Origin of the sequence: Sorangium sp. So ce1335 (assembly GCF_051521615.1) — a bacterium.
In the GTDB taxonomy this organism is placed as follows: Bacteria; Myxococcota_A; Polyangia; order Polyangiales; family Polyangiaceae; genus Sorangium.
Window position 1 is genome coordinate 10,374,539 of record NZ_CP150363.1, and the last position, 14,684, is coordinate 10,389,222.

The 14,684-nt window shown below is 72.1% G+C and carries 7 protein-coding genes; 2 read left to right on the forward strand and 5 right to left on the reverse strand.

Annotated elements, in window-relative coordinates; genetic code table 11:
- Nucleotides 1-27: 27 nt before the first annotated feature.
- On the reverse strand, nucleotides 28-939 hold the full coding sequence (locus WMF24_RS38790; RefSeq protein WP_437732486.1) for a hypothetical protein: 912 nt from the start codon (nucleotides 937-939) through the stop codon (nucleotides 28-30).
- Nucleotides 940-1,715: 776 nt separating this feature from the next.
- Between WMF24_RS38790 and WMF24_RS38795 the strand changes: the two genes are divergently transcribed.
- Nucleotides 1,716-2,993 (forward strand): AAA family ATPase, encoded by a 1,278-nt coding sequence (locus WMF24_RS38795; RefSeq protein WP_437732487.1) that lies wholly within the window; start codon nucleotides 1,716-1,718, stop codon nucleotides 2,991-2,993.
- 601 nt (nucleotides 2,994-3,594) lie between these two features.
- Here WMF24_RS38795 and WMF24_RS38800 read toward each other — a convergent pair.
- The 4 genes from WMF24_RS38800 to WMF24_RS38815 all read right to left on the reverse strand — a co-directional run bounded on the left by WMF24_RS38800 (nucleotide 3,595) and on the right by WMF24_RS38815 (nucleotide 8,881).
- Nucleotides 3,595-5,253: a protein kinase domain-containing protein gene (locus tag WMF24_RS38800; protein ID WP_437732488.1), complete on the reverse strand. Its 1,659-nt coding sequence runs from the start codon at nucleotides 5,251-5,253 to the stop codon at nucleotides 3,595-3,597.
- Between the two features lie 121 nt (nucleotides 5,254-5,374).
- A complete protein-coding gene (locus WMF24_RS38805; RefSeq protein WP_437738908.1) occupies nucleotides 5,375-6,298 on the reverse strand; it encodes a formylglycine-generating enzyme family protein in 924 nt (307 codons plus the stop codon).
- Between the two features lie 23 nt (nucleotides 6,299-6,321).
- The gene (locus tag WMF24_RS38810) at nucleotides 6,322-7,428 is read right to left on the reverse strand and encodes a PEGA domain-containing protein (protein WP_437732489.1); all 1,107 of its coding nucleotides are present in this window, start codon (nucleotides 7,426-7,428) and stop codon (nucleotides 6,322-6,324) included.
- 166 nt (nucleotides 7,429-7,594) lie between these two features.
- Complete coding sequence (locus WMF24_RS38815) at nucleotides 7,595-8,881, reverse strand: PAS domain-containing protein (protein WP_437732490.1); 1,287 nt, start codon at nucleotides 8,879-8,881, stop codon at nucleotides 7,595-7,597.
- A gap of 412 nt (nucleotides 8,882-9,293) precedes the next feature.
- On the opposite strand from WMF24_RS38815, the gene WMF24_RS38820 reads away from it, so the two are divergent.
- Complete coding sequence (locus WMF24_RS38820) at nucleotides 9,294-14,666, forward strand: trifunctional serine/threonine-protein kinase/ATP-binding protein/sensor histidine kinase (protein ID WP_437732491.1); 5,373 nt, start codon at nucleotides 9,294-9,296, stop codon at nucleotides 14,664-14,666.
- Nucleotides 14,667-14,684: the final 18 nt, after the last annotated feature.

Genomic DNA, 14,684 nt, shown 5'->3' on the forward strand with positions numbered 1-14,684 from the left:
GCCGCTGTAGGGGCGGATCGTGAGGGCTTACGGGAGCGGCCAGCGCCGCTCGCGCTTCAGCCGTTCGAGCAGCGCGGCGAGCGCCGTCCCGTCCATCTCGACGAGCGCCGCGTCGTCCTCGGGCGAGAGCGCGACATCGAGCACGTCGCACACGTCCCGCACGGCCCGCTGGAGGCCCTCGTTGCGTCCCTCGCGGAGGCCTCTGTCGCGGAGGGACTCGAGGCTCGAGTGCCCCTCGCGCTGCAGCAGGCTGGTGAGGGCGGCCTGCTGCGCGGCGGCGCGGTCGTAGAGCGCCTCGACGGGCACCGGGTTCTGGAGGACGCCGGGCGCGTGCAGCAGCTCTCCTGGGAGCGCGATCCGCCGCGGCGCGCCGGCCGCGTGCACCTCGACGTGCCGCGGCGCTGCGAGGCGCACGACCCAGACCCAGCGAGCGCCTGCGACGAGCAGGTCGTCGATCTTCCGGGCGAGGCGCGCCTCGTCCTCGCCGACGTCGGCGTACTCGACGGCGAGCGCCGGCGCGCCCGGCACCCAGCCCGGGGCATCGGGCACGTTGCCCACGGCCAGGTGCGGCGCGCGCAGCAGCCCGGGCGCGGGGGCGTAGCCCGTGCCGGCGCCGGCCTCGCGGACGGCGGGATCCAGGGCGAGGACGGCGCCGCCGAGGAGGAGGGCGGTCGAGGCGCGTCCGCCGCCGGGCAGGCAGACGATCGGGCGCCCGTGCGAGAGCTCGTACGGGTCGCCTGGCCGGATGTGAGCGGCGCGGAAGGCCCCGCGCGGGCCGGGGTCAGGGGCGAGGGCGGGGCGGCTGGCCGGGTCGTCCGGCGGGGCGGCGTGCGGGGGAGGTGGCGGCGCCGTGGCGGGCGCGGGGGCGGGCTCGGGCTGGTGCGGGGCCGGGGTCGGGGCGGGGTCGGTCGGGACGGTGAGGAGCTCTGGAGCTTGCACGGGATATCTGGGTCGCATGCAGTGGATTCCGGGCGCGCAGGAGGGCTGGTCACGGATTCGCCATCCGGTGGGCTCCGTGGCTCGCAGGCGGGCGGCGGATCGAGGTCGACCACGGCGCCCGGCTCCGAGGCGCGGTTCGATCGCCCTCCGCGCATCGAAAACGGCCCCGAGGCACCGGTTCGATCGCCCTCCGCGCATCGAAAACGGCCCCGAGGCACCGGTTCGACCGCCCTCCGCGCATCGAAAACGGCCCCGAGGCACCGGTTCAACCGCCCTCCGCGCATCGAAAACGGTCCCGACGGGGCGGTTCAACCCCCTCCGCGCATCGAAAACGGCCCCGAGGCACCGGTTCAACCGCCCTCCGCGCATCGAAAACGGTCCCGACGGGGCGGTTCAACCCCCTCCGCGCATCGCAAACGGTCCCGACGGGGCGGTTCAACCCTCTCCGCACACCGCAAACGATCCCGATGGGGCGGTTCAACCCCCTCCTCCCCGGGGCACCGCCCCCCACCGGGGGGCGGCTCGGCAAGGTCGAAACGGGCGGTGCTCATGAAGCGGGCGTGGGGGGTCGACTTGCTCCGCTGCCCCAGGTGCGATCGCAAGGATGCGGGCGCCCGCCCGCGCCTTCGACTTCGGCAGAGGTTGCCGTCTCCGCAGCCTGTGGTGTACGTCGGCAAACGCGGGCAACGGTCGCCCCGCGTTCGCGAGCGACGCCGCCGACATCATGGCGGGCACCATCGACAAGAACCCGAAGCAGACGAAGCGAGGCAGCCCCCATGCTTGAGTCGATTCACCTCAAGAACGTCGGCCCCGCGCCCGCGATGACGATGAATCTGGCGCCGAGGCTGAACCTCGTCACGGGCGACAACGGGCTCGGGAAGAGCTTCCTGCTCGACGTGGCGTGGTGGGCGCTGACGCGGACGTGGGCCCGCCATCCTGTCGTCCCGACCAGGGAGGGCGCATCGATCTCGTATTCGTACACGAAGAAGACGCCCAGGCCGTACACCTACACGAGCAAGTACGACCCCGCCGTCGAGCGATGGAGCGTGAACAAGGGCCGCCCCGCCATCCCTGGGCTCATCCTCTACGCGCAGGTGGACGGCGGGTTCTCCGTCTGGGATCCGGCACGGAACTACTGGACGGAAGACGCGCCCAAACGCCCGAACGCCTACCTCTTTTCGGCCCCCGAGGTCTGGGCAGGAAACGAATACTGCGAGGGCCTGCTTCGCGACTGGGGCTCGTGGCAACGCGAGAAGAGCCGTCCCTTCGAGCTCTTGAGCAAGGTCCTCGAAGCGCTGTCGCCGTCGAGCGACGAGAAGGAGAAGCTCCAGGCGGGCGATCTGCGCAAGCTCACGGCGACCGACCCCCTCAGGTATCCGACCTTGCGTATGCCCTACGGCGAAGACGTCGCCGTCATCCACGCCTCGGCCGGGATGCGCAGGATCATCGCGCTCGCCTACCTCCTCATCTGGGCGTGGGAGGAGCACCTCGCCTCCGCGAAGGTGCGCGGCGAGCCGCCGGTGAAAGAGGTCGTCTTCCTCATCGACGAGATCGAGGCCCACCTGCATCCGCAATGGCAACGACGCATCGTACCGGCGCTCTTGCAGGTGATGGACATCTTGACCGGGGAACACGGTTCGCGTGTCCAGCTCCTCGCCGTGACGCACTCCCCGCTCGTCCTGGCTTCGGTCGAGCCTCTCTTCGACGCCGACAAGGACGCCTGGTTCGATCTCGATCTGGACCGCACGAGCAAGCCCTATTCCGTCAAGCTGACGCCGCGAACCTATGTGCGCCGCGGCGAGGTCGGCAACTGGCTCACGAGCGAAGCCTTCGATCTGGAGGAGCCCAGATCCCTCGAGGGCGAGCTGGCCGTGAAGGAGGCCCTGGCGCTGATGGACCAAGAGGCAGCCTCCGACGCCGCCGTCGCCGCTGCGGACAAGGCGCTGAGAGAAGCCGGTCTGCCCGACATCGACCCGTTCTGGGTGCGATGGGGGTACTTCTGCGACCGTCGAGCAGAACAGGCACCGGCGAAGCCGAGGCGGAGGAGGACGTGATCCGGATCGCCCTGGCCGCCGAGCCGCCCAGCTTCGACGATCACGTTCGCAAGCGAGGCAAAGACGCGATCACGCGGCTCCTGGGCAAGCCTGTGACGGGCAAGGGGGGCCGCAAGCCGAAGAATACCTATGCTCGCGAAGAGGACATCCCTTCGGCGAAGTTCCCGGCCCTCTGGATTCAGCCTCGTGAGGCAGACGGCAAGAGCGCGCTCGACGACATGATGGACCTCTACGGCCAGCAGTGCGCGTACCTCGCCATGCACATCGAGAAGGCGACGGGGAGCCCGACGGTCGACCACTTCATCCCGAAGTCAACGAGCTGGCAGCTCGTGTACGAGTGGTCGAACTATCGGCTCAGCGCGGCCTGCGTGAACGCGGCCAAGGGTGTGCTGGATGTGGTGGACCCATTCGAGGCTCGGCCGGCGCTGGGCCGGGTGACGCTGAAGGACGGCCGGGTGAGGCAGGACGTGCGCATGCGGGCGCCGTTCACGAACGCGGAGGCGGCGCGGGACCAACGTCGCTTCGATTCTGCGGTCACCGCGCCCCTCCAGGCCCAGACGACGCGCACGCCCCGGGTCAAAGGCCGGGATCGCGGCGGAGGTCACATCTCGTTCAGGAGATCATCGCGCGTGTTCGAGGGAGCTTTGCCGCCTGCCTTCCCCGGGGCGCGCGTTCTTGGCGGCGCCGTGGGCGCAGCCGGGTCGCCCGGCGGCACATCCGCGGAGAGCCCGGCATCGGGCAACGGCGCCGCGCCGCGCTCCGACGCTGATTCCGCGGGAGCCGCGTCGGCCGCCGACGCCCCCGGCGCCGCCTCACCGATGCTCGCCGCCGGCGCCGCCTCACCGATGCTCGCCGCCGGCGCCGCCTCACCGATGCTCGCCGCCGGTGCCGCCTCACCGCCGCTCGCCGCCGGCGCCGCCTCACCGACGCTCGCCGCCGGTGCCGCTCCACCGACGCTCGCCGCCGGAGGCACCGCTCCGGCCACGTCCGCTGGGCCGGAGAGCGCAGCGAACAAGAGCAGGACCCCACCGAGCACCACAACGAGCCCGACCGCTGCCCCGACCACGAGCCCGGTGCGACCTCGCTTCTGGGGCAGCACCGCATCGGCCCGGGTCTGCGATGACGGCGAGAACGTGGCTGTTCCAGGCTGGAACGGAGCCGCCGGTGCGTTCGCCGGCTCCGTCGCCGAGATCCGCGCCGGCGCCGCCTCCGTCGCCGAGAGCCGCCCTGGCGTTGGCGCCGAGATCCGCGCCGGCGCCGCCTGCGTCGCCGAGATCCACCCTGGCGCCGGCTCTGGCGCCGAGATCCGCGCCGCCTCCGTCGCCGAGATCCTCACCGTCCCCCCCGCGGGCGCCCCCTGCGCCGCGCCCGCATCCGCCGCAGGTCCCCATGCCCCCGCCCCCGGCTCCCGCGCCCCCGGCAGCGCCGCGAAGGCCTCGACGAGCTCTGTCGCGCTCTGGAATCGCCGCGCCGGGTCGCGCTCGAGCGCTCGCGCGAAGAAGGCGTCCACCTCCGGGCCGAGGCCGGGCGCGAGCTGCGAGGCGAGCGGGATGGGCGCCGTGCAGATCTCGACGAGCACGTCGCCGAGATCCTGGCCCGGAAAGGGGAGCTGGCCGGTGAGGCACTCGAACGCGATCACGCCGAGCGACCAGAGATCGGAGCGGTGATCGACCCGGCTGCTGCTCCGCACCTGCTCCGGGCTCATGTAGCTCGGCGAGCCGAGCAGCGCGCCAGGGCGCGTCGTCTGCACGCTCGCGGCGACGTCGACCGCCTTCGCGACGCCGAAGTCGACGACCTTCGCGACCTGCTCGCCGTCCTGGAGCGAAAGAAAGATGTTCCCCGGCTTCAGATCGCGGTGGACGAGGCCGAGCTCGTGCGCCCGGCGCAGCGCCCTGCCGACCTGATCGAGAATGCCCAGCATCGCCGGAAGCCCGAGCCGCCGCTCCCGCGCGAGGCGCGCCGAGAGATCCTCGCCCTCGAGCAGCTCCATCACGATGTACGGCGTGTCCTGCTCGATGCCGTAATCGTAAACTTGCACGGCGTGCGCGCTCTTGAGCATGGCCGCCGCCCTCGCCTCGCGCTCGAAGCGCGTCCGCAGCTCGGCGGACGTGGCGAATTGCGGCGCCATGAACTTGATCGCGATATCGACGTCCAGAAGCAGGTGCCGGCCCACCCAGACGCTGCCCATGGCGCCCTGCGCCAGCGCGCGCTCGACGCGGTAACGGCCTGCGATGGTGATACCGGGCGCGACCTCGAACACAGCGGGAGCATAGAGGACGCGCCGTGCTCGGTCCACCGGCGAGGCCGATCCCCCGGGACGACGGCCTCCGGCGCGACGCGACGGCCCGCGACCGCCGCCCTCGTCGCGGCGCGATCCGCCCCTACTCGTCGCGCGCGCAGCGGAAGCCGAAGAAGGAATACCGCTGCTCGGGCTGCTCGCCGATACGGTAGTTCGCGCCCAGCGTCTCTTCGCCGTGAGAGAACGCCCCGCCATAGGCGCTCCTGCCGAACTCCCCCTCGATCAGCGACGCGCAGTTGTCGCACGGAGGGACGGGCTCGTTATGGTAATCGAAGACCCACTCGAACAGGCTGCCGGCCAGATCGGCCTGCTTCCACTTGCCGTCGCCGTCCGAGGAGCGCGATCCGACGCTCGGGACCGGGCACACCGTCATCGTCGTGTCGCAGCCGAACACGGCCAGCTCGTCGCTCGGGGCCGCCGCTCCCCAGGGGTACGCGCGGTGCTCGTTCCCGCCGGCCGCCGCGTAGTTCCACTCGGCGTCCGTTGGCAGCCGACCCTGGTCCCAGGCGCAGAAGGCGAACGCGACATACCAGCTCACGCAGTTGATCGGCGCCGATTCATTGCCCGACGGCTCGTCGGTCCACGTCCTGAAGTTCGCGTCGCACTCGAGCTCGTCCACGAGCTCGTCCCGGCTGGCGGGCAGCTCCGGATCCCACGCCGGGTCCCAGCCGCTGCCCTCGATGAGCGGGTGCGCGCCCGCGCCCGCCGCCGGCTTGATCGCCGGATAGCTCGCGACGAACTGCCGGAACCGGCCCACCGTCACCTCGAAGCGGTCGAGGTGGAAATCGCTGACCGTCGCCGGATACGCCGCATTGCCGAGGCGATTGAACGCGCCGCCCACCACCTCCCCCGACGCACAACAGCTCTCGTTGGCGTCTGGGCCGCAGGTCGGCGCGACCCGATCGCAGCGCGGGAGCGAGAAGACGTCGGGCTCGACGTCGGGAATGCACGCGCTCCCGAACAGCGATACCAGCGCGATCGCGGCGAGCGACCGGGAGCAATGCATTCCCACGCGATCCCCTGTGCGCATCAGAAGCTCCCGGAGATGCCGGCGCCCGCGCCGGAAGGCCCGATCCAGGGCGTCACGACGGCCACCCGCGCCGGCGCCGCCTGGCCATCGCCGCCGGCGCGGACGATCCCGAAGGCCGCCACCCCGAGCGCGACGAGCCCTGCGCCGCCGAGGCCGACGAAGAGGGCGACATCGCGGTTCTTTCGCGCGTTGTCGGCCGCGACGTCGTACCCCGGGTTGCAATACGTGCCGCCCGGCGCCTCGCGGCAATTCTCTCTCAACGAGCCGATCGCGGACAGGTCGTCGATCAGGAACCCGACCGACGCGCCGGCGAGGGCGAGCCCGGCGGCGCCCGAGATCCAGGCCCAGGCCGGGACGCCCCCGCCCGACGCCGCCGGCGCCTCCGCGGGCGCCACGGGCGCGCTGGCTTGCGGGGCCGCGGCCGCCGGGCGCAACGTGAGCTCGACCGTGGCCGTCTCGCCCTCCTGGAGCGTGACCGAGCGGGTCTCCGGCTGGTGCCCGGGGGCGCTCGCGCGGATCTCGTGCGCGCCCGGGTCGATCGGCAGCGCCTCGCCGAGCGCGGCCGCCGGGAGCGCCGTGCCGTCGCGCTGCACCTCCACGCCGGGGGGCGCGCCCTCGACGACGATGCGGAGCTTCGGCACGCGCGGCTCGAGGGCCGCGAGGCCCTTCCGCGCGAGCTCCTCGAGGCCCCGCCGCCGCTGCTCGCCGGCCGTCTCGCGGTTCAGCACGAGAGCGCGATGGTAATCGTGCCAGGCCGTGGCGAGCTTGCCCTCGTGCTCGTGGCACCGCGCGATGTTGATCATCGTGCTGGCGGAGGGGTTCAGCGCGAGGCTCGCCTCGAACTTCGGGCACCCGGCCGCGTGATCGCCCTTGTCGACGAGCGCGCGCGCCGCCTTGAAGAGCGCCTCAGCGGCCACCGGGTCGCGCGCGGGCTGCTGCGCGCGCGCCGCCGCGCCGCCGAGCGCGATCGCCGCCGCGGACGCGAGCGCGACGGCGGCGCGCGCGCCCGGCGCGGGAGCGGAGCGGCGACGGGCGCCGGCGAGGGGGAGGTTCGGCGCCGCGGGGGAGAGGTGTTTTCCGACCGGATCCGTCGTCGTTTCCACCATGAGTGCTCGTTCCGCTGCGGCGACCCCGGCGGGCGCGCGGGGGGAACTCTACACAAAAACCTCCGGACGACCAGCGCGTCGACGGCCGCGAAAGGCCGCGCCGACGGCGAGCGCCCCTCCGCTGTCCGACGCGTCGAGCGCGGGAACGGGCGGCGCCCGCGGCGCGTCACCTCATCATGGCCAAGGCGACACCGCTCTGCAGCGTCAGGCGCGTCGTAACGTTGCCCAGGTCGCGCCCGACGCGCGTGAGCTCCTGCGCGATGTGGGGGCCGATCCCGGTCAGGACGACCTCCGTGCCGAGGAGGCGCGCGGCCTGCGCCACCTTGACGATCTCGTCGGCGACGTCCGGCCCCAGGCTCGGGACGCCCGTCAGGTCGACGATCGTGACACGGGTCCTCCGGGCGGCGATGCCCGCGGTCAAGGTGGCTTGCACCTGCTGCATCCGGCGCCGATCCATGGGCCCGATGAGCGGCATCACGGCGATGTCGTCGGTGATCGGGATGAGCGGCATGGAGAGCGCCTCGAGCGCCCTCGCCTGCTCCCGGATGATCTCCTGCTGCGCCCGCTGCTCGGCGGCCGCCGCCTCGGCCCGCCTGCGCTCGGTGACGTCGCGGAGCAGCACCAGCGCCTCGGCCGCGTCGAACTCGACGATCCGCGCCTCGTAGTGCCGCAGCTCGCCGCCCACCGGCTGCTCGTACTCGACGATCTGCGTCGCGCCGTCGGCGAGGACCCGGCGGAGCTCGTCCAGGAGGCGCCGCGCGACGTCGCCCGGCAGGACGTCGCCGATGCGGCCGCCCCGCGAGAACCCCGGCTGCATGGCCGGGAGGAGCCCGCGCGGCGGCTTCACCTCGAGGCACTCGCCGTCCCGGTCCACGCGGAGGACCGTGTCCGGCAACGCGTCGATCACCCGGCGGTGCTTCTCGTCCTGCGCCGACATCCGGTCGACCGCCTCCTCGAGCTCGCGCTCGCGGCTCCACTTCTCCGTGAGCGCACAGGCGATCTGCCGGACCTCGACGACATCGAACGGCTTCTTGAGGATGAGCAGGCGATCCGTCTGCCCGAACCGCGCCATCACATCGTCCCAGCAGCAGTCCGAGTAGGCGGTGCAGATGACGCCCTGGAGCCGGGGATCTTCCTCCCACATGCGCGCGAGCGTCTCGACGCCATCGCGCCCCGGCGGCATGCGGACGTCGACGAACGCCACGGCGAAGGGGGCGCCTGCCTGCACCGACCTCCGCACCGCCTCCAGCGCCTCGTCGCCCTGGTAGGCGGATGTCAGCTCGAAGCTCGGCCCCGGGGGCGCTCCGCCCCGGCCGCCGAAGAGCAGGGCGTCGAGCTCGTCGAGCCCGGCCTGGCTCCCGGCGGGGGCGAGGACGCTCCGAAACGTCCTGTGGATGCTCTCTGTGTCGTCGACGACGAGGACTCTCCTGTTCTTCGCGCGGACTCCGTTCATCGGCTCAGGGCCTCCTGCGAGCGACCACACATCATCGACCTCGGCGCTCAACGATCGTCCATCGTGGCTGGCTCCCACCAACGCGCCCTCGCGAGCACCTGAAGCGCCATGTCGGGCCGACGCCTTCCAGCTCGCCAGCTCCGAGAGAGCCTACCTCATAACGGGCCGCGCGCGGCGGAGATCCTGTGCGCGAGCGCCCAGGTCCGCCGCGCCGCGCGTCGAGGAGCTCGGTTTGATGTTGCAAGCCACCCACGAAGTCGCTCCAATGATCCCCGGGGCCGTACTCCGCAGCAGAGAGCCGAGCCTGCCGGTGCGCGTCGTTCGCTCGACCCGACGCCACGGCCGCTCGACCGGACGGTCGCGCGCCCATCTGCAGCACGTGTCCCAGCCAACAGAGGACGAGGCAGGCGCCATGCTCGAGATCCAGGGATACACGCTTCTCAACGCCATCAAGGCGACCGACGCCGATGTGGTGTACAGGGCGGTGCGCCGCGCGGATGGGCTGCCCGTCCTCGTCAAGACGCCGGCGGCGCCGCACCCCGGGCCGCGCGAGCGCGAGCGCTACCGCCGGGAGCACGGCACGCTCCAGCGGCTCCGCGGCGCGCGCGGGGTCATCGGCGTCCTCGCGTGCGAGCTCTCGCACGACCGCCCGGCGCTCGTCCTGGAGCGCGTCGAGGGGCGGCCCCTGCAAGAGCTCGCGCGCGAGCCCCTCGACGTCGATCGGTTCCTCGATGTGGCCATCCCGCTGACAGCGACGCTGGCAGAGATTCATGTTCACGGCGTCATCCACAAGGACATCAAGCCGGGGAACATCGTCATCACGCCTTCGGGCGAGCCCTGGATCATCGATTTCCGCATCGCTGCGTCCCAGAAGGTGGAGCACGTGGACGCGATGCCGACGAACCTCATCGAGGGCACGCCGGCCTACATGTCTCCCGAGCAGACCGGGCGCATGAACCGCGCGATCGATCACCGCACGGACCTCTACTCGCTCGGCGTCACGCTCTACGAGCTCTTGACTGGCACCTTGCCGTACCACGGGCGCGACGCCCTGGAGTGGTTCCACGCGCACATGGCGCAGGTCCCGCGGCTCCCGCACGAGCTCGTGCCCGGCCTCGCGCCGGCGCTCTCCGCGATCGTGATGAAGCTCCTCTCCAAGACCGCCGACGAGCGGTACCAGAGCGCCGAGGGCCTGAAGGCGGACCTCGTGCGGTGCCGGGACGGCCTGCGCCGCGGCGCCATCGAGGATTTCGAGCCCGGCGCGCGCGACGTCTCCACCCGCCTCCAGATGCCGCAGCGGCTCTACGGGCGCGAGCCCGCGGTCGCCACCCTGCTGGAGGCGTGGGGCCGCGCGGCGCGCGGCGGGCGGCCGGAGCTCCTCCTCGTCAGCGGCTACTCGGGTATCGGGAAGTCCTCGGTCGTCCACGAGCTGCACAGGCCGGTCCTCGAGCGGCGCGGGTTCTTCCTGAGCGGCAAGTTCGATCAGTTCCAGCGCGATGTCCCCTACGCCACGATGGCGCAGGCCATCCGCGAGCTCGTGCAGCACCTCCTGGCCGAGACCGACGAGGAGCTCGGCACCTTTCGCCAGCGCCTGCGGGAGGCGTGGGGGGACAACGGACAGGTCATGGTGGACCTCGTGCCGCAGCTCGAGCTCGTCGTCGGCGAGCAGCCGGAGGTCCAGGACCTGCCCGCCGCCGAGGCCCAGAACCGCTTCAACCTCGTGTTCCAGCAGTTCCTCGGCGTCTTCGCGAAGACCGAGCACCCGCTCGTCCTCTTCCTCGACGACCTGCAGTGGGCCGACCTGGCCACCCTCAAGCTCATCCAGCACCTCACGACCCACCCGGACACCCCGCCGGTGCTGCTGATCGGGGCCTACCGCGATAACGAGGTAGGGCCGTCCCACCCGCTCGCGCTGGCGCTCGACGAGATGCGCAAGGCGGGCGCGCGGGTGAGCGAGGTGCAGCTCGGCCCGCTGAGCCCCGCGCAGACGCGGGAGCTCGTCGAAGACGCGCTCCCGGGCGCGGGCGAGGACGTCGTCGCCCCCCTCGCGGGGCTCGTCCACGAGAAGACGGGCGGAAACCCGTTCTTCCTCGTCCAGATGCTGCCCACGCTCCACAGGGACGGGCTGCTCCGGCGCGCGCCCGACGGGGGCTGGCAGTGGGACGCGGACGGCGTGAGGGCAAGGGACTACTCCGACAACGTCGTCGACTTCATGGCGGGGAGATTGCGCCTGCTGCCGGCCGAGACGCAGCACCTTTTGCGGCTCGCGGCGTGCGTGGCGAACACCTTCTCGCTGAAGACGCTGGCCATCATCTCCGGCCAGGACCTGGGGGACGTGGAGCGCCACCTCGATCCCGCGCTCCAGGAAGGGATGCTCGTGCGCAGCGCGGCGGACCAGGTCCGGTTCCTCCACGACCGCATCCACCAGGCGGCCTACGCCCTCACCCCGGAGGACGAGCGCAAGGCCGTACACCTCCGCATCGGCCGCCTGCTGCTCGAGAGCCTGACGCCGGAGGAGGTCCGGGAGCGGCTGTTCGACGTGGTGAACCAGCTGAACGCCGCGGCCGAGCTCATGGCTGACGACGCCGAGCGCCACCGCGCGGCGCGCCTGAACGCCGAGGCCGGCTGGAAGGCCAAGGCGTCGGCCGCGCACCAGTCGGCCACCTCGTACCTCGCCGCGGCGTTCGATCTCCTCCCCGGCGACCCCTGGGAGACGGATCACGAGCTGGCCTTCAAGCTGCGCCTCGACCGCGCGAGCAGCGAGTTCATGCTCGGCCGCGCCGCCGAGGCGCGCCGGCTTGCCGACGATCTCCTCGAGCGGGCGCGCACGCGCGTGGACAAGGCGGCTGTGTATCGCCTGAAGAGCGACATCCACGTGGCCTCCAGCGAGAACGAGGCGGCCGTCGCGAGCATCCTTGCGGGCCTCGACCTCTTCGGCATGCACATGCCGGCCCACCCCTCGTGGGACGAGGTCGCGGCGGCCAACGAGGAGGTGACGGCGCTCCTCGGCGACCGCCCCGTCGAGAGCCTGCTCGATCTGCCGCTCATGGCCGACACGGAGCTGAAGGCGGCGATGGGCCTGCTCGCGGCGCTCTTCGCGCCGTCGTTCTTCACGGACGGCAACCTGCTCGTGCTCCACCTCTGCCGGATGGTCTCTCTCTCCCTCCGTCACGGGAACACCGACGCTGCAGCGCAGGGATACACCTGGTACGGCGTCATGGCCGGCGGCGTCTTCCGGAAGTACCAGCAGGGTTATGCCTTCGGCAAGCTCGCCTGCGATCTGGTCGAGCGATACAACTTCTCCGCGTACCGCGGCAAGGTCCTCTACAGCATGGGGATCATCAATTACTGGACTCGGTCCATCTCCATCTCGCTCGGCCTGGCCCGGAGCGCCTTCCATAACGCGGTCCTGTCGGGCGATTTCCAGGTCGCCTGCTATTGCTGCAATCACATCGTCACGGACCGCATCAGCCTCGGGCACGACCTCGCCGAGGTGTACCGCGAGTCGGTGGCGCGCCTCGATTTCCAGCGCAAGGCGGGCTTCCGGGACGTGCAGGACATCACGCTCCCCGCGCAGCGCTTCGTGCAGCAGATGCGCGGGCTCACGCGCGCGTTTGACACGCTGGACGGCGACACGCTGGACGGCGACGGCTTCGACGAGGCGGCGTTCGAGGCGGCGCTGACGCCGGACCGGATGAGCACCATGCGGTGCTGGTACTGGATCCTCAAGATGCAATCGAGGTACATGGCCGGCGCCTACGATGAGGCGCTGCGCGCGGAGGGGAGGGCCACGGAGCTGATCTGGGCCTCGCTCAGCCACATCCAGCTCCTGGATTACCACCTCTATCGCCCCCTGACCCTCGCGGCGCGCTTCCACGACAGGGCGCCCGAGGCGCAGAGAGAGCACCTCGAGGCGATGCAGCAGAGCCAGCGTCAGCTCGAGGAGTGGGCGAGCAACTGCCCGGAGAACTTCCGCGCGGCCGAGCGGATGGTGAGCGCGGAGATAGCGCGCGTCAGCGGCAGGCCGGACGAGGCGATGCACCTGTACGACGAGGCGATCCGGTCGGCCCGCGAGCACGGCTTCATCCAGAACGTCGGCCTGGCGAACGAGCTCGCGGCGCGCTTCTGGCGCGCGCGGAGGCTGCCCTTCATCGCCGCCGCGTACGCGCGCGAGGCAGAGGACGCGTACCGGCAGTGGGGGGCCGACGGCAAGGTCGCGCAGCTCGCGGCGGAGTGGCCCGAGCTCGCCTCCCCCGCGGTCACGAGGGCCGCGGACGCCGCGCGCGACACGAGCGTGACGCACATCGACGCGCTCGCCGTGGTGAAGGCGCAGCAGGCCGTCTCCGGCGAGATCGTGATCGAGCGGCTCGTGAGCACGCTGATGCGCGTCGCCATCGAGAACGCGGGGGCGCAGCGCGGCGCCCTGCTGCTCCCGAAGGGCGACAAGCTCGTCGTCGAGGCCGTGGCCGACGCCCACCGGGAGCGAGGGGGCGTCGTCGTCGCGCAGGGCGACGCCGGGCAGGCGCTGCCGTGGAGCATCGTGGCCTATGTCCGGCGCACGCACGAGCACGTGCTCATCGGCGACGCGCTCGAGCCGCACCCGTTCTCGTCGGACGCGTACCTCGCGGGCGGCCGGGCCAAGTCGGTGCTGTGCTTACCGCTCCTGCGCAAGGGGGAGTTCCACGGGGCGCTGTACCTGGAGAACGGGCTGGCCTCCCGGGCGTTCACGCCGGGCCGCATCGCGCTGCTCGAGCACATCGCCTCTCAGGCCGCCATCTCGATCGAGAACGCGCGGCTGTACGCGGAGATCCAGCGGGCCGAGGCCGCCCTGCGGCACGCCAACGACGAGCTCGAGAAGCGCGTGGAGGAGCGGACGCGGGAGCTCAAGCAGGCGCAGTCCCAGGTGGCGGAGTCGGCGCGCGCGGCGGGCATGGCCGAGATCGCGGCGAACGTGCTCCACAACGTGGGCAACGTGCTGACGAGCGTCACCGCGGACGCGCAGATGATGCAGGAGTCGCTGGCCGGCTCGCGCGTCGGCCGGCTGAAGCAGGTCGCGGCGATGCTCCGGGAGAACCGCGGGGATCTCGCCGGCTTCCTCACCACCGACCCGCGGGGGAGCCGCCTGACCGAGTACCTCGCCGGCCTCGCGGGCGAGCTCGCCGGGCAGCAGGAGGCGCTGCTCGGCAGCCTCGGCTACATGCAGCGGCACATCGAGCACATCCGCACGATCATCCAGGTGCAGCAGCTCTACGCGAAGAGCGCGCTCTTCGTCGAGGAGTGCGCCCTCGGCGAGGTGGTCGAGAACGCGCTGCGCATCCAGGAGGCCGCGCTCCGCCGCCACCGCGTCTCGGTGACGCGGGAGCTCGACGCGCTGCCGGCGCTGCCGGTGGACAGGCACAAGGTGCTGCAGATCCTCGTGAACCTGCTGGCGAACGCGGCGGAGGCCGTGGCCGGAGCGCCCGAGGGCGAGCGGCGCCTCGTCGTGCGCCTCCGGCGCGAGGGGCAGGTCGCGCGCATCCAGGTGGTCGACAGCGGCGTGGGGATCGCGCCGGAGGTGCTGCCGCGGCTGTTCTCGCACGGCTACACGACGCGCGAGGGCGGGCACGGCTTCGGCCTGCACTCCAGCGCGCTGGCCGCCAAGGTCCTCGGGGGCTCGCTCACGCTGAAGAGCGACGGTCCCGGCAAGGGCGCGACGGCCACGCTGGAGATCCCGATCGCGGGGCCGGGGTGCGAGCCGGCGAGGGGGGCGGAGCCGAGGAGCCGCGCGAGCGAGCTTCTGCAGTGACGCGGGGGCCGGCGCTCG

What these genes read in the sequence shown, in the direction of transcription:
- WMF24_RS38795 (WP_437732487.1), top strand. Translation starts at nt 1,716, where the DNA reads ATGCTTGAGTCGATTCACCTCAAGAACGTCGGCCCCGCGCCCGCGATG.
- WMF24_RS38805 (WP_437738908.1), bottom strand. Translation starts at nt 6,298, where the DNA reads ATGCATTGCTCCCGGTCGCTCGCCGCGATCGCGCTGGTATCGCTGTTC.
- WMF24_RS38810 (WP_437732489.1), bottom strand. Translation starts at nt 7,428, where the DNA reads ATGGTGGAAACGACGACGGATCCGGTCGGAAAACACCTCTCCCCCGCG.
- WMF24_RS38815 (WP_437732490.1), bottom strand. Translation starts at nt 8,881, where the DNA reads ATGAACGGAGTCCGCGCGAAGAACAGGAGAGTCCTCGTCGTCGACGAC.
- WMF24_RS38820 (WP_437732491.1), top strand. Translation starts at nt 9,294, where the DNA reads ATGCTCGAGATCCAGGGATACACGCTTCTCAACGCCATCAAGGCGACC.